This is a genomic window from Ochrobactrum sp. MYb379 (assembly GCF_037479515.1).
In the GTDB taxonomy this organism is placed as follows: Bacteria; Pseudomonadota; Alphaproteobacteria; order Rhizobiales; family Rhizobiaceae; genus Brucella.
This window is the reverse complement of sequence record NZ_JBBGYW010000019.1, coordinates 40,433-63,788: the sequence shown is the minus strand read 5'-3', so window position 1 is coordinate 63,788 and position 23,356 is coordinate 40,433. Positions and strand designations below refer to the sequence as shown.

Sequence of the window (23,356 nt, the reverse complement as noted above, 5' to 3'; positions counted from 1 at the left end):
CCCGTCACAAAGTTCAAGCAAAAGACTTGGCGAACGCGTCGACCGCTGCCTTGAGCTTTGCTTTGATGTTGTCGGTGAGTGCCTTTTCGTCGCGGATCGCGTCGAGAACATCTTTGTGCTCGGTGCGCAGCGAGGAAAGAAGACCTGCTTCGAACTTGCCAACCTGGTTGACGGCGATCTTATCAAGATAACCATTCACGCCAGCGTAAATCACGGCAACCTGTTCTTCCGTCTTAAGCGGCGAGAACTGTGGCTGCTTGAGAAGTTCGGTCAGACGTGCACCGCGGTTAAGCAGACGCTGTGTCGAAGCATCAAGATCCGAGCCGAACTGAGCAAATGCTGCCATTTCACGATACTGGGCAAGTTCACCCTTAATCGAACCAGCAACCTGCTTCATGGCCTTGATCTGAGCGGACGAACCAACGCGCGAAACCGACAGACCGACGTTAACAGCCGGACGGATACCCTGATAGAACAGGTTGGTTTCGAGGAAGATCTGGCCGTCAGTGATCGAGATCACGTTGGTCGGAATGAACGCGGAAACGTCGTTACCCTGCGTTTCGATGACTGGCAGAGCCGTCAGCGAACCAGCGCCGTTTTCGTCGTTGAGCTTCGCAGCGCGCTCAAGAAGACGCGAGTGAAGGTAGAAAACGTCGCCTGGGTAAGCTTCACGGCCCGGAGGACGACGAAGCAGAAGCGACATCTGACGATAAGCAACAGCCTGCTTGGAAAGATCGTCATAGCCGATCAGAGCGTGCTGGCCATTATCACGGAAATATTCACCGATAGCGCAACCTGCGAATGGTGCAAGGTACTGCATCGGAGCCGGATCGGAAGCGGTAGCCGCGATCACGACGGAATATTCAAGAGCGCCGCGTTCTTCGAGAACCTTAACGAACTGAGCAACAGTCGAACGCTTCTGGCCGATAGCAACGTAAACGCAATAAAGCTTTTCGCTGTCCGGGCCATTGTCGTGGATTGGCTTCTGGTTCAGGAAGGTATCGAGAATGATCGCGGTTTTACCGGTCTGACGGTCACCAATGACCAGCTCGCGCTGACCACGACCAACAGGGATCAGAGCGTCAACAGCCTTGAGGCCGGTCGACATTGGCTCATGAACCGACTTACGCGGAATGATGCCCGGTGCCTTAACGTCGACGCGGCGACGTTCAGTAGCAACGATTGGGCCTTTGCCATCGATTGGGTTGCCGAGAGCATCGACAACGCGTCCGAGCAGGCCTGGACCGACTGGAACGTCAACGATCGCGCCGGTACGCTTGACGACGTCGCCTTCCTTGATGTCACGGTCGGCACCGAAAATAACCACACCGACATTGTCGGTTTCGAGGTTAAGCGCCATGCCGCGAATACCACCAGGGAATTCGACCATTTCGCCAGCCTGAACATTGTCCAGACCGTAAACGCGGGCGATACCGTCGCCAACGGACAGAACCTGACCGACTTCGGAGACCTCAGCCTCCTTGCCGAAGTTCTTGATTTGCTCTTTCAGGATAGCGGAAATTTCCGCGGCGCGGATGTCCATCAGCCGACCTCTTTCAGTGCAAGCTTGAGAGAAGAAAGTTTTGTGCGAAGGGACGTGTCGATCTGACGCGAACCCATTTTGACGACAAGCCCGCCGAGGATCGAAGGATCGACGGTGACATTGATCGTCACGTCCTTGCCGGCGACGCTCTTCAGCGTTGCCTTCAATTCGTTCTGCTGTGCAGCAGTTAATTCATGCGCAGAAATAACATCAGCGGAAACCTCACCGCGATGTTCGGCTGCAATCGCACGGAAAGCGGCGATAATGCCAGGCAACGCGAAAAGGCGGCGATTAGACGCCACGACGCGCAGGAAATTGCCAACCAGACCAGTGATACCAGCCTTATCAGCAATCGCGCCAATGGCGTGAAGCTGGTCCTCAGCATTGAAGACCGGGCTGGAAATCAGACGCTTCAGGTCTTCGCTTCCGCTCAGAAGCGCCTCGAAACGGCCAAGATCTTTTTCCACAGCAGCAACGGAATTCGCATCAAGAGCAAGCTCGAATAACGATCCGGCGTAGCGCTGTGCGACACCTGAAATGAGCGAAGACGTTTCTGCCACGAACAACCTGCTCTCTACGTTGAAACCATCTTTTTGGGAGTTCAGCAGGACCAAATGGCCCAAGCAGATGATTTTATTGAATGTTTCCGGGGAACCCCTGACGCGCGAGCGCGACAACACCGAAATGTGATTGCCGTCTAGCATAGACGAACCGGACTCGCAACACGCGAATCCCGCACTTTTGTGTAAGTTTTGCCGCTATTTTAGGTTAGAAAACTACTAACGAAGCTCACTAATCAAGCAGGATGCTTTTTAGCGCAGCAATCCAACTTCAGTCGATAAAGCCAAAAGCGTAAAGCAAGGCTCCGGCAGCAAGTGCAAATTCGACCCCAGCGGCGATGATATTATAAAAAGTTGCGCCCTTATCCGACATCATCGAAATGAAGCGCCCGAACAGCGCAAATCCCCAAACAGCCCCTAAAACCACCCACAAAAATGGCTGTGCAAAAATCAGACAACCCAGGCCTACACCCAAATATGGACCAGCCAGAACAGCACGAATGGAACTAAAAGCTTCAGGGCGCGCATTGATCGGCTGAAGACGCAACAGCTTCATCGTGATGCCGGGCGCAAACAACATGACGACACCAGCCAGCGCTGTCACGACTGCCGCACTCCATGCAAGCCATTCGCCGGTTGTCGCAGGAAGATAGAATTCCATCAGATATTATCCTCGTGGTTTTAGCCGTAATAGCGAAAAAACCGATACGTTTCCATAGACTTGGAAATCACAAGAAGCTTTGCGGATCAATGTCTATATTCACGCGGATCGAACCGCGTTCTTTGGGAGACGCAGCCAGCAAAGCGCGGATAAACCCTTGAATATCAGCGCGTTTTGTCCCGTGCACAAGAATGCGAAAACGATGACGCCCACGCACGATTGCAAGTGGGGCTTCTGCCGGACCAAGCACCGAAATCTCCGGCGATGCCGGTGCCGCGCGGCGCAAGGCACGTGCATGGTTCTCCGCATCAGGCCGGTTATCAGCTGAGATAATCAGGGCAGCAAGGCGACCGAACGGCGGCAGAACACTGCGCTCACGCTCTTCGATTTCGCGTGCATAAAATGCTTCCGAATCGCCACTGATGATGGCCTTCATCACCGGATGATCAGGCTGATAGGTTTGCAAAAGCCCGAGACTCTTGCGGCCTGTTCGTCCCGCACGTCCTGTCACCTGATTGAGCAACTGGAATGTGCGTTCAGCGGCACGCGGATCACCATTGGCAAGGCCAAGATCGGCATCCACTACACCAACAAGCGTCATGTTGGGAAAGTTATGGCCCTTGGCGACAAGCTGTGTACCAATGACAATATCCGCCTCACCCTTGGCAATCGCGTCCAGTTCAAGCCGCAGACGCTTCACACCACCCGCCATATCCGACGACAGCACAATGATTCGCGCATCCGGGAAAGTTGCGGCGACCTCTTCCGCGATGCGCTCAACACCCGGACCACAAGCGACCAGATGATCAAGCGTTCCACATTCAGGACAGGCTTCCGGCACCGGCTCATGATAGCCGCATTGATGGCACATCAACTGCTTGCGAAAGCGATGCTCAACCAGCCAGCTTGAGCATTGCGGACACTGAAACCTATGTCCGCAGACCCGACAAAGCGTAAGCGGCGCATAGCCGCGCCGGTTAAGAAACAGCAGCGCTTGTTCACCGCGTTCCACCGTTTTACCCACAGCTTCTGTCAAAGCAGGTGACAAAAAACGTCCCGGCGGCGGCGGTGAGCGCCGCATATCGATGGTTTTCAGCGTCGGCAGAGCCGCTTCTGCATATCGACCATAGAGCTTGATTCGCTTGTAACGGCCCTGATCGGCATTGACCTGACTTTCGATCGATGGCGTCGCTGACGCCAGTATCACAGGAAAGCCACCAATATGACCACGCACAACGGCCATATCCCGCGCATTATAATAAACGCGATCTTCCTGCTTATAAGCCGGATCATGTTCTTCATCGACCACGATCAGGCCAAGCTCTTTAAACGGCAAAAACAATGCCGAGCGCGCACCGGCAACCACCCGAACGATGCCTTCTGTCACTTGTCGCCAGACGCGTTCCCGCGTGCGGGGTGCAAGATCAGAATGCCACTCGGCAGGCTTTGAACCGAAACGATCATGAAAACGGTCAAGAAACTGCTGCGTCAGCGCAATTTCAGGCAGGAGAATCAGCACCTGCTTGCCCTGATCAAGCGCCTTGGCCACTGCTTCAAAGTAAACTTCGGTTTTGCCCGATCCGGTCACGCCATCAAGCAGCGATACGGAAAATGCATCAGCCTCAACTGATTCGGCCAGCATTTCAGCCGCCGCCTGCTGATCCTCTGAAAGAGTAGCGCGCGCATAATTTGTATCAGGCTTAGCAACAACGGCAGGCGGCGGAAGCATCACTTCCTCAAACACGCCCTGCGTTTTAAGGCCTTCCACAACGGTCTGCGAGACACCGGCTGCATGTGCAAGGCCTGAACGCGTCCAGGCAAGCCCGTCGCGCGCCAGTTCCATGACCCGAGCACGCGCACCGGTCATGCGTTCCGGCTCGCCACCATTGTAACGAAGCCCCGGTACTTTCGGCTCTGGATCAAAGGCCGCAGGCGCACGCAACACCATACGCGCCACCATTCCGGGCGGTGAAAGCGTATAATCTGCAGCCCAGCGCATGAAGCGCAGCATTTGCTCATCCACAGGCGGACAATCGAAAACTTCAGTAATTGCCCGCAGTTTTTTGGAATCCACCGCATCGGTTGCGCCATCGCATACAATGCCTGCAACCTCGCGCGGTCCCAAAGGCACGCGCACAATCGAACCGGGCTGGACATGCATTCCAGCCGGCACCATATAAGAATAAGGACGCTCTGCGGGCATGGGTACGAGCACCGGCACCACGCTTTGGGTGGGCTCCGCAAAGAGGCTCAAAATATCGTGCGAATCTTTCGACATGATAGCGTGACCTTGGCGCGGCTTTGCGCTAAAGAAAAGCCACCTTGCCGGATTTAAATCAATTTAAATCCCCTAACCCGCGCTCATTATGGAGGAACGCTGTTATGAAGTTTTTCGTCGACACTGCGGACGTCAAGGAAATCCGCGAACTCAACGATCTCGGTCTGGTTGATGGCGTGACCACCAATCCATCGCTGATCCTCAAGTCTGGCCGCGATATTCTTGAAGTAACCAAAGAAATCTGCTCCTTCGTCAAGGGCCCGGTTTCGGCTGAAGTTGCTGGAACAGAATACGAGCAGATCATGAAGGAAGCGGCTGTTATCGCCAAGATCGCAGACAACATCTGCATCAAACTTCCATTGACGCTCGACGGCCTCAAGGCTTGTAAGGCACTGACCTCCGATGGTCACAAGACCAACGTGACGCTTTGCTTCTCGGCCAATCAGGCGCTGCTCGCTGCTAAGGCTGGCGCAACATTCGTTTCGCCATTCATCGGTCGTATCGATGACATGGGCGTCAACGGCATGGAACTGATTGCTGAAATCCGTACCATCTTCGACAATTACGATTTCCGCACTGAAATCCTCGCTGCTTCGGTTCGCACCGTAAACCACGTCAAGGAAGCAGCCCTTATCGGCGCAGACGTTGTTACCGCACCGCCAGCAACACTCAAGGCACTCGTCAAGCATCCGCTGACCGACAAGGGCCTCGAAACATTCCTCGCCGATTGGGCGAAGACTGGCCAAAAGATCGCTTAAAGCAAATCGCTTAATCAGTTCACTGATTAAAATACAAAACGGCGGATCACTGATCCGCCGTTTTTGTTTATCCAAGTTCAGTCTCGCCATCATGCTTGGCGACACGGATCGGCCTGCTACCGCAATATTCGGTAATCGCCTCGGCAAGCCGTGCGGAATGTGTCACCACCCAAATCTGGCTGCGTTCAGAGGCGCGCGCAATCATCTTCGCCAGCGATGGAATCATATCGGGATGTAGGCTTGCCTCTGGCTCATTCAGAGCAATCAGCGGCGGCAGACGATAGGACAGCAGTGCGCCAGCCAAAGCCAGCAAACGTATCTGTCCATCAGACAACTCTCCCGGACGAAATACGCGCTGCGGAAAGGCTGGGAAACTCAAACCAAACGTAGCTGTCTCTTGCGGATAGGGGATGTCGAGCTTCGCGCCTTCAAGCGCATCTGCAATCAGCTCATCAAGATCAACCGTATCCTGACGGATATGCGCGAGCGTCGCAAAGACTGAAGCGAGATTGTTGCCGTCTTCATCGAGCATGGCAGCGGTTGCTGCGATTGAGGGCTGACGCACAGGTGCATCGCGGTCACTTCTGAAACCATGATAAAAGCGCCAGCCGCGCATTTGCGCCGCGAGATCACCGATCTCCGGATAATGCCCGGACTGTCCCAATACTGATAGCCCACTCTCGGACGTCAGAAGACGGCTTGGATGTTCGGTTCGCCGCCCCTCCCCGTCACGTGCAAACACCGCAGGCCCCTTGCGATCCATCAGATCAACCGGACGTCGCCCGGTATCGAGATTGAGCTGCTCTTCCTTGATTTGTGGTTCAAACGGAAATGCCCCCGATACCGGAGGCGGTAGGCCAGCCTCAACCTTGTAAGACAGGCGCGAGGCAAGGCGTTCATCTTCAAACTGGGCTTCCAGAATGATTCGGGCTGGCTCCTGCTTGCGCCTGACACCGCCCCACATGGCAGATTGCATTCCACCTTCGCGCACAATCTCAGTTGAAAATGTGCCTTCAGCAGCCGCTTTCACCAATTGCAGCGCACGATAGAGGTTCGATTTCCCGGCACCATTCTCACCAACAAAGACCGTGACCTGTCCCAAATCAAACCGAACGGATCGAAGCGAACGATAGCCTTTTGCTGAAAATGAAACGAGCCGCATAATTTCCTCTGTCAGATAAGCAAAAGGCGGCACAGGATGCGCCGCCTTTTGAAATTCAACAAACTCATTCGCTCAGAGCTTCGACATCTGCATAGCGATGGCGAGATAAATCTGCTCGGCCAGTTCTTCGGCAGCACGCTTGGTTGCATCACGCTCTGCACGCAGGTTAGCAAATTCCTGACGCGGACGGTCAAACGATGCTCCTACCGTACGCGTACCGGCTTTCAGCGGCTTGCCGTCTTTGTCAAACAACACGAAATTCGACGTTGCATTGACTGTACCAGCCGATGGACGACCCGTGCGGTCCGTCTGATCGCCAATATCAACACTGACGAAAGACGTAACCGACTTGCTCAGACCAAGACGGAGTTTATAGACCGGATTTGCAGGCTCGCCAGCGCCCCCCGAAAGCAGGAAAATCAGCCGGTTGCGAACCTGAACACCGTAAATGTCGTTCACCGGCTCGACCGAGATCGACGCCAGCTTGCTGCGCATATCCGGCGTAACGCTGCCACCGATTGTGCTGCCAGCGCTGCCGCCACCCGAATAGAGCGGCTGCACGGTGCAACCTGCAAGAAGAACCGCAGCTCCGAGTGCCACGAAAGCAACGCGGAAGTTCTTAAAAGCGGTCATGAAGCGATCAGGCAACGACATTGACGATCCTTTGCGGAACCACGATGATCTTTTTCGGCGTGCCCCCTTCGAGCGCGGCCTTGACGAAGTCAAGTTCGAGCACTGCCTGTTGGATTGTAGCTTGATCAGCGTCGCGCGCGATTGTCAAATCCCCACGCTTCTTACCGTTGATCTGAACGGGCATAACGATCTCGTTTTCCACGATCATTGCTGTATCGAATTTTGGCCATAGCGCAGTTGCGGCAATCGTTTGCTTGCCAGCAATTGTCCCACCCAGTTCGGTAACGCACTGTTCGGCAAGATGCGGCATCATTGGAGCAAGCATTAGCACCAGCATTTCAGTGGCTTCACGCACTGCACTCTTCAGCTGGTCATCAGCCTTACCAGATGCAACCTGCTGCAACGGTGCTGCAAGCGTGTTGACCAGTTCATAAAGACGCGCAACAGCACGGTTGAAAGCGAGCTTTTCAATGTCATCGCCCACAGCCTGAACCGTTTTGTGCGCAGCCTTCGTAACAGCAAGCGCTTCGCCTTCTGCACCGGACTTCGCAACAACATCCTTCAGAACAGGAGCTGCTTCCGAAACCAGACGCCACACGCGCTGCACAAAACGATGCGCACCTTCGGCACCAGCTTCCGTCCAGATCACATCGCGCTCTGGCGGACTATCGGAAAGCATAAACCAGCGCGCAGTGTCGGCACCGTAAGACGAGATGATGTCGTCGGGATCGACCACATTCTTCTTCGACTTCGACATTTTTTCAATCGAGCCGATTTCAACTGGAGCGCCAGTATCCAGCATGGTTGCTGTGCGCTTGCCATCTGATTCTTCGATGCGAATATCGGCAGGTGCCACCCACTGGCCATCAGCCTTATAGGTTTCGTGCACCACCATGCCCTGCGTGAACAAGCCCTTGAACGGCTCGTCAATGCCGACATGGCCAGCCACTTTCATGGCACGGGTGAAGAAGCGCGAATAGAGCAGATGCAGGATCGCATGCTCAACGCCACCGATATACTGATCAACCGGCAACCAGCGATCCGCAACTGCGCGATCCGTTGGCTCGTTTTCCCATGGCGCGGTAAAGCGTGTGTAATACCATGACGAATCGACGAACGTATCCATCGTGTCGGTTTCACGACGCGCTTCGCCACCGCATTTCGGGCACTTCACATGACGCCATGTAGCATGACGGTCGAGCGGATTGCCCGGACGGTCGAACTCAACATCGTCCGGCAGCTTAACCGGCAGATCGGCACGCGGCACCGGATTGACGCCACAGCTTTCGCAATGGATCATCGGAATTGGGCAACCCCAGTAACGCTGGCGCGAAATACCCCAGTCACGCAGACGGAACTGAACCTTGCGTGCAGCCTGCGGGCGGCCATCAAGCTCAATCTTTTCCAGACGATCAGCCACTTCAGCAAAAGCTGCTTCCGGTGTCATACCATCCAGAAAGCGCGAATTGATCATCACGCCATCATCGGTGAAAGCGGTTTCGCCAACGCTAAAACTCGCAGCGTCCTCGCCCTTTGGCAGAACAACCGGCGTCACTTTCAGCGCATATTTATTGGCGAAATCCAGATCGCGCTGATCATGGGCCGGGCAGCCGAACACCGCACCCGTGCCATATTCCATCAGCACGAAATTGGCGACATAGAGCGGCAGCTCCCAGTTTTCATCAAACGGGTGCTTAACCTTGATGCCGGTATCAAAGCCCTTCTTTTCAGCCTTTTCCAGCGCTTCAAGCGACGTGCCATGCTGATGGCACTCATCAATGAATGAAGTCAGCTCAGCATTGTTTTCTGCAAGCGTCTTTGCCAGTGGATGATCTGGAGAGATCGCGACAAAAGACGCACCGAACAATGTATCAGGGCGGGTGGTATAAACTTCAACTTCCGAGAAGCCAGCGGGGGCAGTTGATGCATTGAGTGCAAAACGAACCTGCAAGCCTTCCGACTTACCAATCCAGTTCTTCTGCATGACGCGGACTTTTTCCGGCCACTGGTCAAGTGTATCGAGACCAGCCAGCAAGTCTTCGCTAAAATCGGTGATTTTGAAGAACCACTGTGTCAGTTCGCGCTGTTCGACCAGAGCACCAGAGCGCCAGCCGCGTCCATCCACCACCTGCTCATTGGCAAGCACGGTGTTGTCGACCGGATCCCAGTTGACCTTCGAGGTCTTGCGAGTCACCAGACCTTTTTCAAACAGATCGATGAACAGCATCTGCTGACGATGGTAATATTCTACATCGCAGGTCGCAAATTCACGCGACCAGTCGAGCGAAAGGCCCATCGATTTCAGCTGACGCTTCATCGTATCGATGTTCTGGTAGGTCCATTCTTTCGGATGCACCTTGTTCTGCATTGCCGCGTTTTCCGCAGGCATACCGAACGCGTCCCATCCCATCGGATGAAGAACGTTAAAACCCTTGGCACGCTTGTAACGAGCGACAACATCACCCATCGCATAGTTGCGCACATGGCCCATGTGAATGCGCCCTGATGGATAAGGGAACATTTCGAGCACGTAATATTTTTCGCGCGGATCGCTGTTGTCGGTTTCGAAAGTCTGGTTTTCTTCCCAGATTTTCTGCCAATGTGCTTCCGCCACGCGCGGATTATAACGTTCGGATGCCATGACCGTATTTACTCGTACGAAGGTGATGCAATAAGGAGAGTCGATATTTAATGGCGACCTTCACCACGTATTGGCGAAAGCGTCAAGTTTTTGCAGACTTAAAAGCCTGAAAGCGAGAGTTTCATGTCAGATATTGGTGCGAACCTGAACACGGTCAAGACCGCGATTGCCAATGCCGAGAAAGAAGCGCATCGCAAAAAGGGCTCTGTGACGCTCGTTGCAGTGTCCAAAACATTCGATGCGGACGAAATTCGCCCAGCGTTAGATTTAGGCCAACGAGTGTTTGGTGAAAACCGCGTTCAGGAAGCGCAAGGCAAATGGCCCGCATTGCGCGAAGCCTATTCAGGTATTGAATTACATCTCATCGGCCCCCTGCAGTCCAACAAGGCCGCCGATGCGGTTGCGCTCTTCGATGTGATCGAAACCGTGGACCGCGAGAAGATCGCAGCCGCCTTAGCTGTCGAGATCAAAAAGCAGGGCAAAAGCTCAAAGCTCTATGTGCAGGTCAATACCGGTCTTGAAGAACAAAAGGCTGGCATCCCCCCGAAAGAAGCTGTTGCCTTCGTCGAACGCTGCCGCACTGAACATGGCCTGACAATCGAAGGTCTGATGTGCATTCCACCTGCCGATGAAAATCCCGGTCCGCATTTCGCATTGCTTGAAAAGCTTGCCCGTGCGGCAGGCGTCGAAAAGCTCTCCATGGGCATGTCGGGCGACTTCGAGACCGCAGTTGGTTTCGGCGCGACTTCGGTACGCGTGGGTTCGGCAATCTTTGGCGGACGGAGCTATTCACCGTCGGCTTGAGGCGGAGGTGGGCGTCGATGCGCCCTCACCCGCTCTATTATCTTGGTGTAAATCCAGGCCAAAGTAATTGCCACCACACAACCCAATGCGATTTCCATTAATCGCGTGAGCGCAAGCAGAAGCTCCTCATTGCGCGTTTGCGCAAAGCGTCCCGCATCCATGACGATCACCACCGTTGCGGGCGCTAGACGCCAGTTCACCGGATAGCGGTCGATCATCAGGATCACAAAGACGGTGAGCGCTGCACCAAACAGACTTGCAACTGGCGAGTAGCCCACCAGCCAGATCGTGACCATGCCGATCATGCATCCAACAGCGGTATTGATCGCCCGAGCCTGTGAAAGCGCAAGCGTGGTACGAACATCCGGATCAGAAATGATGAGGACCGTGATCACTGCCCAAATCGGATGATCAACCCCTGCCCATTGAAGTCCAAACCAGCAGATCAGGCACCCAAGCAATGTCTTGGACGCGTAAAGCAGCGCCTTTTCCGGATGAGAAAGATGAACAAACGCCATTTGGCCGTCCGTATGCCCCAATTGGAATCAAAACCTGCTGCCAATCATAGAGGAGTGGGGATCAGTGCAACAGTATTTCCCCTCGCACGTTCTTCCAATCTGATGGACCCAACAGTTTTTGATGCGCGTAGACAACCGAATGCAACGGCCCTTCGATCTTCTCTTTCCAGAATTCGATGAAGTGGTGCAACTCTGGAAACTCCGGTGCGAGATCGTAATGTTGCCAGACAAAAAGCTGCAACAAATGCGGATGATCCGGCATATGGTAGAAAAGCTTTGCCGTTGTCAGACCGTAACCAGCAAGTTGCAATTCAAAGGCAGACTTTGAAATAAAAGCGGATGTCGTCATGGCGATTTCCCCTTTTTATAGGGATCTCATTGTGAATATTCAGCGGACCCCACAGAAATTATAATCGCAGAAATTAGTTTTTAAAACGTAAAAACAATATGTTAGCAACATATTAGCGTGAGTGCTGCCACGCTGATCATATTTTCGTGCTGCGTCACTGTGGACCATAGTCGATCCGAATGTCTAATTTACGTTGAGCCAGACGGAATGTAGATGAGTCTGGCGATAGCTTCGCCCCGATGCGAGCTATCGATTACGGCGGGAGGATCGCCGGACAGCAAGGAGGACGACATGTCGGAAAAGCTTTACCCTGTTCTGCCGGGGGCAAAGAAAAACACGCTCATCGACAACGAGAAATATCTCGAATGGTACAATGAGAGCGTGACCGACCCGGATGGATTCTGGGCCAAGCACGGCCGACGGATTGATTGGTTCAAACCCTTCACCAAAGTCAAGAACACCGATTTCAACGGCGACGTTTCGATCAAATGGTATGAGGACGGTGTTACCAACATCTCCTACAACTGTATCGACCGTCATCTCAAAAGCCGTGGCGATCAGGTTGCGATTATCTGGGAAGGCGACAATCCCTATATCGACAAGAAAATCACCTATCGCGAGCTGCATGAAAATGTCTGCCGCCTTGCCAATGTCCTTAAAAAGCACGGCGTCAAGAAGGGCGATCGCGTCACCATTTATCTTCCGATGATCCCGGAAGCAGCTTATTCGATGCTGGCCTGCGCCCGTATTGGTGCAGTGCATTCCGTCGTCTTCGCCGGCTTCTCACCGGAAGCGCTGGCCGGACGTATCGTCGATTGCGAATCCACTTTCGTTATCACTGCCGACGAAGGTGTACGCGGCGGTAAGCCCGTGCCGCTGAAAGAAAACACCGACACAGCTATCGACATCGCTGCCAAGCAATATGTCATGGTCAATAAGGTTCTGACCGTGCGCCGCACCGGCGGCAAGGTCAGCTGGGGACCAGGCCGCGATCTTTGGTATCATCAGGAAGTTGCAAGCGTCGAACCGACCTGTGATCCTGAACCAATGAATGCGGAAGATCCGCTGTTCATTCTTTATACCTCTGGTTCAACAGGCAAGCCAAAGGGCGTTCTTCACACAACCGGTGGCTATATCGTTTACGCGTCGATGACGCACCAATATGTTTTCGACTATCATGACGGCGACATCTATTGGTGTACGGCGGATGTGGGTTGGGTCACAGGCCATTCCTATATCGTCTACGGACCATTGGCGAATGGCGCGACCACGCTGATGTTTGAAGGCGTTCCGAACTTCCCTGATCAGGGTCGTTTCTGGGAAGTGATCGACAAGCATCACGTCAACATCTTCTACACCGCGCCAACAGCTATCCGCGCTCTGATGGGCGCTGGCGACGAATTCGTCACCCGCTCTTCGCGTTCCACCCTACGTCTTCTTGGCTCGGTCGGCGAACCGATCAACCCGGAAGCATGGGAATGGTATTACAACGTGGTCGGCGATCAGCATTCGCCAATCGTTGATACATGGTGGCAGACGGAAACCGGCGGCATTCTCATCACTCCATTGCCGGGTGCAACCGACCTCAAGCCAGGTTCTGCAACCCGTCCATTCTTTGGCGTCAAGCCGCAGTTGGTGGACAATGAAGGTGCGGTTATTGAAGGCGCAGTCGATGGCAATCTCTGCATTATCGACAGCTGGCCGGGTCAGATGCGTACACTGTACGGCGATCACAAGCGCTTCATTGAGGCTTACTTCTCCACCTATAAGGGCAAGTATTTCACAGGTGACGGCTGCCGCCGCGATGAAGATGGCTACTACTGGATTACCGGCCGCGTCGATGACGTACTCAACATTTCCGGCCACCGCCTTGGCACCGCGGAAATCGAGTCGGCACTCGTCTCGCATCACTCGGTTTCGGAAGCGGCTGTTGTCGGCTATCCGCATCCGATCAAGGGACAGGGCATTTATTGCTATGTCACGCTGATGACCGGCGAGAGCGTTCAGGACGAAGAAGCCCTGCGCAAAGAGCTGACCTTGCATGTGCGCAAGGAAATCGGGCCTATTGCAACGCCGGATAAGATCCAGTTCTCACCCGGCCTCCCAAAAACCCGTTCTGGCAAAATCATGCGCCGTATTCTGCGTAAGATTGCAGAAGACGAGTTTGGCGCATTGGGTGATACTTCAACGCTTGCCGATCCTGGCGTTGTGGACGACCTGATCGAAAATCGTCAGAACAAGAAATAAAAACAGGCCGGGATTTCCCGGCCTTTTTCTTTATTAACGGGGTATGTGAATGCGCCCAAGTTTGACGAGATTTTCGTTCATGCGTGTCGAAAATCGTGGTTTTCGAGGACCGGAGCGGAGTGTACTTTTGGGTACATGAGCACCGGAAGCGCAGAAGAACGCGATTTGCAGGCCGCAGAAACGGAAATATCCCAAACTTAAAAGTCGATGGTCCGACCCTTGATCTCCCAATCGCCAAAGCGAGCGGGATCTTTGCCACCACGACCACCTATTTCGCGCGGCTGCTTTTCAGCAGTCTGGGCAGCACGGCGTTCTTCCGCTTCCTTTAACGCGCGCTGGGCTGCGGGCGGCAGAGTATCAATTTTGCTGCGATCAGCGTTGTCATTCATTTCTGTTTCGTTGAATTTATCGGTCATAGGCGGCAAATCCATTATTGAAGCGATAGCGTTCCATACCCATCATATAGTTAAACTTGGTGGGTAAGCAAAACCCCGATTGATGTAAACTGTTGCTGAACTGGAGACCTCGACACATGAATATGACGAAAACTGCCATGCTGATTGCTCTCATGACAGTCATGTTCATGAGCATCGGTTATTTGCTCGGCGGCGGCGGCGGCATGATGATCGCGCTCGTGGTCGCTGTAGCCATGAACCTGTTTGGCTATTGGAACTCCGACAAAATGGTGCTGCGCATGTATAATGCGCAGGAAGTGGATGAGCGTTCTGGTTCCGATTATTATCGGATGGTCAGTGGTCTCGCTGCCAATGCGGGCCTGCCAATGCCAAAAGTTTATATCATTCACGAAGACCAGCCCAACGCTTTTGCGACGGGCCGAAATCCAGAAAATGCTGCTGTTGCAGCCACAACCGGCCTACTGAACCGGCTGACACCAGAAGAAGTTGCAGGCGTGATGGCGCATGAGCTGGCCCACGTTCAGAACCGCGACACGCTGACCATGACAATCGTGGCAACGCTGGCCGGTGCCATTTCCATGCTCGGTAATTTCGCGTTCTTCCTAGGCGGAAACCGCGAAAACAACAATGGCATTATGGGCGTGGTCGGCACGATCCTTGCCATGATCGTCGCGCCTTTTGCAGCGATGATCGTGCAGATGGCGGTCAGCCGCACCCGCGAATATGCCGCCGATCGTAGAGGTGCTGAAATCTGCGGAAATCCGCTTTGGCTTTCTTCAGCTCTCGGTAAAATTGCGCGCGGGGCTAAGTCAGTTGTCAATGAAGAAGCCGAGCACAACCCGGCGACAGCCCATATGTTCATCATCAATCCGCTGAGCGGGCGCGGCGCCGACAACCTGTTCTCGACCCACCCGGACACTGATAATCGCATTCAGGCGCTCGAACAAATGGCAGCCGAAATGGGCATTCGCTCGTCAGGAATGACGCAGCGTAATGCGCCCCCTGCACAAAACAGTGGTCCTTGGGGGCAAAGTAGTGGTAATGCAGACGAAAATAACAGTGGCAGTTCGGGTTCCAATTCTGGCTACCGAGGCCCATGGTCATAGAAACGCATACCAAGCGTCAGAAAAGTAGAACAGCGTGAACGATAAGAATACTGCGCCAAAGCGTGGAAATAACAAGCCGCAGACACATGATTACGCCGCAGACCGTGCCGAACAGCAACGGCCCGGTCTTGCAGCACGTCTCACTGCGGCTCGCCTGCTTGGTGCGGTGATCGAAAAGAACACATCGCTCGACGGTCTGACTGATAACAGCCATGGTCACCCGCAATATCTCGCACTTGAGCCACGCGACCGTTCGCTGGTTCGCGCTATTTTGGGATCAGCGCTGCGCAATCGCGGTAGCATTGATCGCGCAATTAACAAGCGTCTTGATCGCCCACTGCCGGAAAACGCGCACGCGCTCAAGCATTTGCTGCATATCGCGGTCGCGCAGATTTTCTATCTCAAGCTGCCTGATCATTCAGCCGTTGATCTAGCGGTTGAAGCGGCGAATTATGACCCGCGCAATCGCAAATATGCAGGTCTGGTAAACGCTCTTCTGCGCCGTCTGTCGCGCAACAAAGAACGCGCACTCGAGCACACATTGCAGCCTGAAAAAAATGTGCCGGAATGGTTTTCAAGAAGCCTTACCGATTCCTACGGCCCGAAGAAAACCGAAGCCATTTTGACTATGCATGGCTACGAGCCGCCAATCGATTTCACCGTTAAAGGTGATCCGACGGAATGGGCAGAGAAGCTCGGCGGCGTAGCCTTGCCAAACGGTTCTGTGCGTCTTCAGACAGTCGAGGGCAACCTCACCGATCTGCCGGGTTTTGCCGAGGGTGACTGGTGGGTGCAGGATGCCGCCGCAAGCCTGCCAGCGCGCCTGATGGGCGACATTAAAGGCAAGCGCGTGGCCGATCTTTGTGCAGCCCCCGGCGGCAAGACTGCACAGCTTGTGCTTCAGGGTGCTGATGTGACAGCCCTTGATATGTCCGAAAACCGCCTCAAGCGGCTTGACGGCAATCTGGAGCGTCTGGGCCTTAAGGCCCGCACGGTTGCAAGTAATATGATGGATTTTAAGCCGGATACATTGTTTGATGCCGTGCTGCTGGATGCGCCATGCTCATCCACTGGCACCGTGCGCCGTCACCCGGATGTGCCATGGACCAAGACACCGCAGGATATTAAGAAGCTTGCTACCCTTCAGGCCAAAATGCTTGAGCAGGCCATCACGCTTGTGAAACCCGGTGGCACAGTGCTGTTCTCCAACTGCTCACTGCATCCGCAGGAAGGCGAGGACATGGCCCGCAATGCACTGAAAAATCCGGCCATTGAAGCCTATCCGATCACGCTTGGAGAGTGCCCCGGGCTTGAAGGCTTGATCACCAAAGAAGGCTTCTTGCGCTCAACCCCTGCTGATCTGCCTGCGGAAAAATTTGATGGCAATCCGAATATGGCAGGCATGGACGGCTTTTTCGCCGCCCGTTTCAGACGCAAGGCCTAATCAATTAGCCATTGCTGATAAAAATCGACGGATTTGGCATAATGGGTGCTCTGCACCCATTATGGTTAACACTCGATTCACCATTATAGACGATTCTAAGAATGCATGATTCCGAAATCTGGAAAGCAGCATTTCGATACATCATGTCATGAAAGGACGGACCTGCCTTATCGGGTCCATTGCGAATGAATTTGAATACGGAGAATGAGAGGGTGGCAGTCGCGTTGAGCGAAACCCCGCATCTTTGGGGACTGGCTGTTGCACAGGCTTGGCGCAAGTTTAGCCGTCGCCTGCGCATGGGCCCGCTTTATCGCTGGCGTTTCACCGGCTTCACGCCGGAACGCATCCTGATTGCCCCGCCAGATCTCCGCGTTGCCGATCCGCAATTGGCACAGGAATTCTACCACGGCCGTTTCGCGCTGGCTGGTCGTCTTGTCGAAACCGGCGGCATGTCGCCTTTCGCAGTTGAACCGCCGACACCTGAATGGGAAGCAGCGCTTCAGGGCTTTGGCTGGCTCAGGCATCTCAAAAGCGCGAATAGCGAACTTGCCACCGCAAATGCGCGCGCGCTGGTTGATGACTGGATGCGCTTTTATGGCAGACGCATCGGTGGTCTTGCATGGTCGCCAGAAGTGACAGCCCAGCGCATTATCGCATGGTTACAGCATTCCAATCTCATTCTTTCGGGTGCGGAACTGCCAGCCTATCGCAAATTCATGCGTTCGCTTGCCATGCAGGTGCGTTATCTACGGACCGTAGCATCCGCCATGGATGATGGTGAAGAACGCCTGCGTGCGCGTATTGCCCTTGCCTTTGCAGCGCTTGCCCTACCCGTTTCACCACCGACCGCGCGCGCGGCACGCCGCAATCTCGAATATGAACTGAAACGCCAGATTCTGCCCGATGGCGGACATATTTCGCGCAATCCGGTGACGATCCTTGAATTGCTGGCAGATCTGCTGCCACTGCGTCAGACCTATGCCAATGGCACAGAATCGCCGCCAAAGGCACTGATTGAAGCCGTCGAACGCATGCTGCCAGCCTTGCGTTTTTTCCGGCATCAGGATGGCAGCCTTGCGCTGTTTAATGGTGTTGGCCCGACATTGTCCGAACGCATCATTTCAGTGCTGCGCCATGATGAAACCGCAGGCTCACCACTCACACACGCGCCTTATTCTGGCTATGAACGCCTATCGATGGGTGCGACCACGATCATAGCCGATACAGGTCTGCCACCGCCCGTGACCTCGTCGCGCGATGCCCATGCCGGTTGCCTTGCCTTTGAAATGTCCTCCGGGCGTCAGCGCTATATTGTTAATTCCGGCATCGATCGCTACGGCCCGCCGGAATTTCGTCCATTGGGACGCTCAACCGCGGCACACTCGACCGCCACCATCAATGATACATCATCGTGCCGTTTCAGCCATAATACCGGCCTGTCCAGCATGATTGGCACGCCAATCGTTGCCGGTCCGACCCGCGTTCAACGCGACCGTGTGGAAGATCAGGGGCGGCAAGGTTTTGTAGCAAACCATGATGGCTACGTTCGCTTATTCGGTATTTTTCATGAGCGCCGTGTCGTGCTTTCGCATAATGGCAGCGTTATCCAAGGTGCAGACCGCTTCTATCGTGGTGACGCCAAAGCTTTAAAAGCGAATGGCCGCGATAATGTTGCCGTGCGTTTTCATATCCATCCGTCGGTGGAAATCTCGTTTGATGAAAACGGGCTGATTAATCTCAGCGCACCGCATGATGACACATGGGCTTTCTCTTGCTTTGAAGTGGCTCCGCAGCTCGAAGACAGCATCTTCTTTGCTGGTTTCCGCGGACCTGTGACATCAAAGCAAATCGTGCTCTCGTTCCCGGCACACGAACTGCCGGAAGTGAACTGGCAATTCAGCCGTGTTGCCATCGGAAGCTATACCTAGCTCATAAAGCCTCGATCTCTGGCTTTTAGGGTATGATTCGTCTCACAGCTGTGCTAACTCGCAAACCGTCCCACCCTTCCTGAACGCAAAACGCTTCAGCAACGAAGAGACCGTTTCCTATGGCTGTCAGCTCCAAGCATATCCCCGCTCCCGATCTTCATCGGGTGCGCCGCGCCCTAATTTCCGTGTCCGACAAGACCGGTCTCATCGATTTCGCTAAGGCGCTTCATGCCCATGGCGTTGAAATTCTCTCGACCGGCGGTACCGCCAAGTCGATTGCCGCAGAAGGCATTCCTGTAAAAGACGTGTCGGAAGTTACCGGCTTTCCGGAAATCATGGACGGACGCGTGAAGACGCTGCACCCATCGGTTCACGGCGGCCTGCTTGCAGTGCGCAACGACCCGGAACATGTTGCTGCCATGGAAGCCCACGGCATTGGCGGTATCGATCTGGCCGTCATCAATCTCTATCCGTTTGAAGAAGTTCGCTTCAAGGGCGGCGACTACGACACCACCGTCGAAAACATCGACATTGGTGGCCCAGCCATGATCCGCGCCTCGGCAAAGAACCATGCCTATGTCGCAACGGTTGTCGATCCCGCTGATTATGCAGACGTTGTAGCCGAGCTCGAAAAGAACGAAGGCTCGCTGCCTATTTCTTTCCGCAAGAAGCTCGCAGCCAAGGCGTTCTCGCGCACAGCGGCTTATGATGCAGCCATTTCCAACTGGTTCGCAGAAGCGATCAACGACGAAACCCCGACCTATCGCTCGGTTGCAGGCAAGCTGCACTCCGTCATGCGCTATGGCGAAAACCCGCACCAGACCGCTGGCTTTTATCTGACCGGCGAACAGCGTCCGGGTGTTGCAACAGCAACGCAGCTTCAGGGCAAGCAGCTTTCCTATAACAACATCAACGACACCGATGCAGCTTTCGAACTGGTAGCCGAGTTTGACCCAGCCCGCACCGCAGCTGTTGCCATCATCAAGCACGCCAATCCTTGCGGCGTCGCCGAAGCTGCAACCATCACCGAAGCCTATCTCAAGGCGCTCGCCTGCGATCCGGTTTCGGCTTTTGGTGGCATTGTTGCGCTCAACAAGACACTTGATGAAGCGGCCGCTGAAGAAATCGTCAAAATCTTTACCGAAGTCATCATCGCACCGGATGCAACCGAAGGCGCACAGGCCATCGTTGCCGCTAAGAAGAACCTGCGTCTGCTGGTAACGGGCGGTTTGCCTGATCCTCGCGCCAAGGGCATTGCAGCGAAAACTGTTGCAGGCGGTGTGCTGGTTCAGTCACGCGATAACGGCAATGTCGATGACCTCGATCTGAAAGTCGTTACCAAGCGCGCACCAAGCGAAGCCGAACTCAACGATATGAAGTTCGCTTTCCGCGTTGGTAAGCATGTGAAATCGAACGCCATCGTTTATGTGAAGGACGGCGCAACAGTCGGCATCGGTGCAGGTCAGATGAGCCGTGTGGATTCGGCCCGCATCGCAGCGCGTAAGGCAGAAGACGCAGCAGAAGCCGCCGGTCTTGCTGAGCCGCTCACCAAGGGCTGTGTGGTTGCGTCCGACGCATTCTTCCCATTTGCTGACGGTCTGCTTTCTGCTGTTCAGGCAGGTGCAACTGCTGTCATCCAGCCAGGCGGCTCAATGCGTGACGATGAAGTGATTGCTGCGGCTGACGAACATGGCATCGCCATGGTGATGACTGGCATGCGCCACTTCCGTCATTAATCTCAGCAACGGCTTAAACAATTTATAGCCCCCACAACTTAGGTGTTGCGGGGGCTATTTCTTTGTATTCATATCATTTTCGTTTAAGTTCGGTTTAGACTGTAATGAAACACGGAGGAGCATATTTAATGACGCAATTTATCGGTTCCATCGACCAGGGAACCACCAGTTCACGTTTCATTATTTTTGATAGAAACGGCGATATTGTCGCCATGGATCAGCGCGAACACGAGCAGATTTATCCGAAAGCTGGTTGGGTCGAGCACAATCCGAACGAAATTTGGCGCAACACGCAGCATGTTATCGGCGAAACACTGAAAAAAGCGAAGCTCAAGGCTTCCGATATTGCATCCGTCGGCATTACCAATCAGCGCGAAACAACGCTGCTGTGGGACAGGAAGACCGGCGCACCGCTTTATAATGCCATTGTCTGGATGGACACACGCACGGACGAACTGGTCGATCATTTTGTCCAAGATGGTGGCGCTGATCGCTTGCGCGATAAGACGGGACTGCCGATTTCGACTTACTTCTCGGGCCTTAAGCTGCGCTGGATACTCGATAATGTTCCCGGTGCGCGCGAAAAGACAGAAGCAGGCGATGCGCTGTTTGGCACAATCGATAGCTGGCTTGTCTGGAACCTCACCGGCGGTGCAAATGGCGGCATTCACATCACTGATGTCACCAATGCGTCACGCACGCAGTTGATGGACTTGTCTACGCTCAAATGGGACGAGGAAATCCTGCAGCTGTTCGGTATTCCCGCAGCTTGCCTGCCGGAAATTCGTTCTTCCAGCGAAGTCTATGGCGAGATTACCCTGCCAGCGCTTGTCAGTGTCAAGCTTGCAGGCATTCTGGGCGACCAGCAGGCAGCCCTTTTCGGTCAGGCCTGTCTTGAGCCGGGCGAAGCCAAGAACACCTATGGCACCGGCTGCTTCATGCTGATGAATACTGGCGAGAAACTGGTTCCATCCACCTATGGGCTTTTAACGACTGTTGCCTATCAACTTGGTGAACAAAAGCCGATCTATGCGCTGGAAGGTTCCATCGCGATCACCGGCGCACTGGTGCAATGGCTGCGCGATAATCTTGGCATTATCAAAACCAGCGCCGACATTGAAACACTGGCGCGCACGGTCGAAGACAATGGCGATGTCTATTTCGTTCCGGCCTTCTCCGGCCTTTATGCACCACATTGGGAAGATTCTGCACGCGGCGTCATTGCTGGTCTGACGCGCTTTGCCAATAAGGGTCACATTGCCCGCGCTGCCCTTGAAGCAAGCGCCTATCAGGTGCGCGAAGTGCTGGAAGCCATGGTCAAGGATTCAGGCGTAGAGATTACTGAACTGCGTGCAGATGGCGGCATGACCATCAACGAACTGCTCATGCAGTTCCAGTCAGATATTCTCAACGTGCCGGTCGTGCGTCCGAAAATTATCGAAACCACAGCCCTTGGTGCAGCTTATGCGGCTGGGCTTGCAGTTGGTTACTGGAAATCAACCAACGACATTATCGAGAACTGGCAGGTCGGTCAGCGCTGGCATCCAAAGATGACGGCAAAGGAGCGCACTGGCCTGTTCAACGCGTGGGAGAAGGCCGTGCAGCGGTCTCTCAACTGGGTCGATTAGAGCATAATCCGACCGGAGTGGAACGAGGATCGATAAGATTATGCTTAAAGTAAAAAGTTTTAGAGCGCCGATCTGATTCAATCAGATCGAAACGCCTCTAAAACTAAGGCTCTCGTAACAGACCAAACTTGAAAACGATCAATGATTATCGACAGCCGGTGAGCATATCCGCTCACCGGGCGGCTTTTTAGTACCTAAGTTATTTTCTCGGAGTAGATGATGAGCAATGGTTTTATCGGTGAATTTCTCGGCACGATGGTGCTTATCCTATTGGGCGATGGTGTTGTTGCAAACGTGCTTCTTGCAAAATCCAAAGGCCAGAATTCCAGCTGGATCGTCATTACCGCAGGTTGGGGCTTTGCGGTTCTCTGCGGTGTGATGGTTGCCGTTGCGGCTGGCAGTGCAGGTCATCTGAACCCTGCCGTAACGCTTGCTTTTTATGCGGCTGGCACTTTTCCGGCGGCTGACGTCGCGCCCTATATTGCGGCACAGATGCTTGGTGCTTTCACAGGTGCAGTGCTTGTCTATCTCGCCTACCTGCCACACTGGAAGCCAACGGAAGACGAAGGGCTCAAGCTCGGCGTCTTCTGCACCGGGCCTGCCATCCGCAACATACCAGCCAATTGCCTGACCGAGATCATCGGTACCTTCGTGCTGGTATTCGTCGTCATTGCCATTGGCGCAAAGGCTGTTGGCGCAACAGGTGTTCTTGGACCACTAATGGTCGCCCTGCTTGTCTGGGCAGTTGGTGTTTCACTGGGCGGTCCAACCGGCTATGCAATCAATCCGGCACGCGATCTCGGACCACGCATCGCTCATGCTTTGCTGCCTATTCCAGGAAAAGGCGGCTCAGATTGGTCTTATGCCTGGGTGCCCGTAGCAGCGCCGATCATCGGTGGACTGATCGCAATTACCTGCGCCAAAGCAGCAGGCATGATGTGAAC

The 23,356-nt window shown here is 54.2% G+C and carries 19 protein-coding genes; 9 read left to right on the top strand and 10 right to left on the bottom strand.

Annotated features, from left to right (window positions below):
- Window positions 1-13: 13 nt before the first annotated feature.
- The 4 genes from atpA to WH356_RS21670 form a co-directional block, all read right to left on the bottom strand.
- Entirely contained in the window at window positions 14-1,543 is a 1,530-nt protein-coding gene (atpA, locus tag WH356_RS21685; RefSeq protein WP_007876822.1) for a F0F1 ATP synthase subunit alpha, read from the bottom strand.
- Window positions 1,543-2,103, bottom strand: a complete 561-nt coding sequence (locus WH356_RS21680; RefSeq protein WP_339514578.1) for a F0F1 ATP synthase subunit delta — start codon at window positions 2,101-2,103, stop codon at window positions 1,543-1,545. Before WH356_RS21680 ends, atpA begins: the two co-directional genes overlap by 1 nt.
- Before the next feature lie 271 nt (window positions 2,104-2,374).
- The gene (locus WH356_RS21675) at window positions 2,375-2,764 is read right to left on the bottom strand and encodes an AGROH133_08824 family phage infection protein (RefSeq protein WP_339514576.1); all 390 of its coding nucleotides are present in this window, start codon (window positions 2,762-2,764) and stop codon (window positions 2,375-2,377) included.
- Window positions 2,765-2,831: 67 nt separating this feature from the next.
- A complete protein-coding gene (locus tag WH356_RS21670) occupies window positions 2,832-5,042 on the bottom strand; it encodes a primosomal protein N' (protein ID WP_339514574.1) in 2,211 nt (736 codons plus the stop codon).
- 104 nt (window positions 5,043-5,146) lie between these two features.
- Here WH356_RS21670 and fsa point away from each other — a divergent pair, with 104 nt between their 5' ends.
- The gene (gene fsa / locus WH356_RS21665) at window positions 5,147-5,800 is read left to right on the top strand and encodes a fructose-6-phosphate aldolase (RefSeq protein ID WP_007876832.1); all 654 of its coding nucleotides are present in this window, start codon (window positions 5,147-5,149) and stop codon (window positions 5,798-5,800) included.
- A 67-nt stretch (window positions 5,801-5,867) separates the two neighbouring features.
- Here fsa and WH356_RS21660 read toward each other — a convergent pair whose 3' ends face one another.
- The 3 genes from WH356_RS21660 to leuS form a co-directional block, all read right to left on the bottom strand.
- Window positions 5,868-6,962 (bottom strand): AAA family ATPase, encoded by a 1,095-nt coding sequence (locus WH356_RS21660; protein WP_339514572.1) that lies wholly within the window; start codon window positions 6,960-6,962, stop codon window positions 5,868-5,870.
- A 72-nt stretch (window positions 6,963-7,034) separates the two neighbouring features.
- Window positions 7,035-7,616, bottom strand: a complete 582-nt coding sequence (lptE, locus tag WH356_RS21655) for an LPS assembly lipoprotein LptE (RefSeq protein ID WP_339514570.1) — start codon at window positions 7,614-7,616, stop codon at window positions 7,035-7,037.
- A complete protein-coding gene (gene leuS / locus WH356_RS21650; protein WP_339514568.1) occupies window positions 7,603-10,236 on the bottom strand; it encodes a leucine--tRNA ligase in 2,634 nt (877 codons plus the stop codon). The genes lptE and leuS overlap by 14 nt, the downstream gene beginning before the upstream one ends.
- Window positions 10,237-10,359: 123 nt before the next feature.
- Here leuS and WH356_RS21645 point away from each other — a divergent pair, with 123 nt between their 5' ends.
- The gene (locus tag WH356_RS21645; RefSeq protein WP_339514566.1) at window positions 10,360-11,040 is read left to right on the top strand and encodes a YggS family pyridoxal phosphate-dependent enzyme; all 681 of its coding nucleotides are present in this window, start codon (window positions 10,360-10,362) and stop codon (window positions 11,038-11,040) included.
- Here WH356_RS21645 and WH356_RS21640 read toward each other — a convergent pair.
- Both WH356_RS21640 and WH356_RS21635 read right to left on the bottom strand, forming a co-directional pair.
- Complete coding sequence (locus tag WH356_RS21640) at window positions 11,022-11,558, bottom strand: FUSC family protein (RefSeq protein ID WP_339514564.1); 537 nt, start codon at window positions 11,556-11,558, stop codon at window positions 11,022-11,024. The two genes, WH356_RS21645 and WH356_RS21640, sit on opposite strands and share 19 nt — an antisense overlap.
- Window positions 11,559-11,619: 61 nt before the next feature.
- Window positions 11,620-11,907, bottom strand: a complete 288-nt coding sequence (locus WH356_RS21635) for an usg protein (RefSeq protein ID WP_339514562.1) — start codon at window positions 11,905-11,907, stop codon at window positions 11,620-11,622.
- A gap of 291 nt (window positions 11,908-12,198) precedes the next feature.
- On the opposite strand from WH356_RS21635, the gene acs reads away from it, so the two are divergent.
- Window positions 12,199-14,154, top strand: coding sequence for an acetate--CoA ligase (gene acs, locus WH356_RS21630; protein WP_339514560.1), 1,956 nt, complete (start codon window positions 12,199-12,201; stop codon window positions 14,152-14,154).
- A 197-nt stretch (window positions 14,155-14,351) separates the two neighbouring features.
- Here the strand turns inward: acs and WH356_RS21625 are convergent, their stop codons facing one another.
- Entirely contained in the window at window positions 14,352-14,570 is a 219-nt protein-coding gene (locus WH356_RS21625) for a DUF1674 domain-containing protein (protein ID WP_339514558.1), read from the bottom strand.
- Window positions 14,571-14,686: 116 nt separating this feature from the next.
- Between WH356_RS21625 and htpX the strand changes: the two genes are divergently transcribed.
- The 6 genes from htpX (at window position 14,687) to WH356_RS21595 (ending at window position 23,354) form a co-directional block, all read left to right on the top strand.
- Window positions 14,687-15,676 carry a zinc metalloprotease HtpX gene (htpX, locus tag WH356_RS21620; RefSeq protein ID WP_339514556.1) on the top strand — a complete coding sequence of 330 codons (990 nt, stop codon included), beginning with the start codon at window positions 14,687-14,689 and terminating at the stop codon, window positions 15,674-15,676.
- A gap of 34 nt (window positions 15,677-15,710) precedes the next feature.
- Window positions 15,711-17,120, top strand: coding sequence for an RsmB/NOP family class I SAM-dependent RNA methyltransferase (locus tag WH356_RS21615; RefSeq protein WP_339514554.1), 1,410 nt, complete (start codon window positions 15,711-15,713; stop codon window positions 17,118-17,120).
- Window positions 17,121-17,305: 185 nt separating this feature from the next.
- A complete protein-coding gene (locus WH356_RS21610; protein ID WP_339514552.1) occupies window positions 17,306-19,048 on the top strand; it encodes a heparinase II/III family protein in 1,743 nt (580 codons plus the stop codon).
- Window positions 19,049-19,167: 119 nt separating this feature from the next.
- On the top strand, window positions 19,168-20,784 hold the full coding sequence (purH, locus tag WH356_RS21605) for a bifunctional phosphoribosylaminoimidazolecarboxamide formyltransferase/IMP cyclohydrolase (RefSeq protein ID WP_339514550.1): 1,617 nt from the start codon (window positions 19,168-19,170) through the stop codon (window positions 20,782-20,784).
- Between the two features lie 128 nt (window positions 20,785-20,912).
- The gene (gene glpK, locus WH356_RS21600; protein ID WP_339514548.1) at window positions 20,913-22,412 is read left to right on the top strand and encodes a glycerol kinase GlpK; all 1,500 of its coding nucleotides are present in this window, start codon (window positions 20,913-20,915) and stop codon (window positions 22,410-22,412) included.
- A gap of 219 nt (window positions 22,413-22,631) precedes the next feature.
- Complete coding sequence (locus WH356_RS21595; RefSeq protein WP_339514546.1) at window positions 22,632-23,354, top strand: MIP/aquaporin family protein; 723 nt, start codon at window positions 22,632-22,634, stop codon at window positions 23,352-23,354.
- Window positions 23,355-23,356 lie beyond the last annotated feature (2 nt).

Bases quoted from the DNA above. Each gene is read 5' to 3' on its own strand.
- WH356_RS21675 (WP_339514576.1), bottom strand. From the start codon at position 2,764: ATGGAATTCTATCTTCCTGCGACAACCGGCGAATGGCTTGCATGGAGT.
- WH356_RS21640 (WP_339514564.1), bottom strand. From the start codon at position 11,558: ATGGCGTTTGTTCATCTTTCTCATCCGGAAAAGGCGCTGCTTTACGCG.
- purH (WP_339514550.1), top strand. From the start codon at position 19,168: ATGGCTGTCAGCTCCAAGCATATCCCCGCTCCCGATCTTCATCGGGTG.
- WH356_RS21645 (WP_339514566.1), top strand. From the start codon at position 10,360: ATGTCAGATATTGGTGCGAACCTGAACACGGTCAAGACCGCGATTGCC.
- leuS (WP_339514568.1), bottom strand. From the start codon at position 10,236: ATGGCATCCGAACGTTATAATCCGCGCGTGGCGGAAGCACATTGGCAG.
- glpK (WP_339514548.1), top strand. From the start codon at position 20,913: ATGACGCAATTTATCGGTTCCATCGACCAGGGAACCACCAGTTCACGT.
- WH356_RS21595 (WP_339514546.1), top strand. From the start codon at position 22,632: ATGAGCAATGGTTTTATCGGTGAATTTCTCGGCACGATGGTGCTTATC.
- acs (WP_339514560.1), top strand. From the start codon at position 12,199: ATGTCGGAAAAGCTTTACCCTGTTCTGCCGGGGGCAAAGAAAAACACG.
- fsa (WP_007876832.1), top strand. From the start codon at position 5,147: ATGAAGTTTTTCGTCGACACTGCGGACGTCAAGGAAATCCGCGAACTC.
- lptE (WP_339514570.1), bottom strand. From the start codon at position 7,616: ATGTCGTTGCCTGATCGCTTCATGACCGCTTTTAAGAACTTCCGCGTT.
- htpX (WP_339514556.1), top strand. From the start codon at position 14,687: ATGAATATGACGAAAACTGCCATGCTGATTGCTCTCATGACAGTCATG.
- WH356_RS21670 (WP_339514574.1), bottom strand. From the start codon at position 5,042: ATGTCGAAAGATTCGCACGATATTTTGAGCCTCTTTGCGGAGCCCACC.
- WH356_RS21610 (WP_339514552.1), top strand. From the start codon at position 17,306: ATGAATTTGAATACGGAGAATGAGAGGGTGGCAGTCGCGTTGAGCGAA.
- atpA (WP_007876822.1), bottom strand. From the start codon at position 1,543: ATGGACATCCGCGCCGCGGAAATTTCCGCTATCCTGAAAGAGCAAATC.
- WH356_RS21625 (WP_339514558.1), bottom strand. From the start codon at position 14,570: ATGACCGATAAATTCAACGAAACAGAAATGAATGACAACGCTGATCGC.
- WH356_RS21660 (WP_339514572.1), bottom strand. From the start codon at position 6,962: ATGCGGCTCGTTTCATTTTCAGCAAAAGGCTATCGTTCGCTTCGATCC.
- WH356_RS21635 (WP_339514562.1), bottom strand. From the start codon at position 11,907: ATGACGACATCCGCTTTTATTTCAAAGTCTGCCTTTGAATTGCAACTT.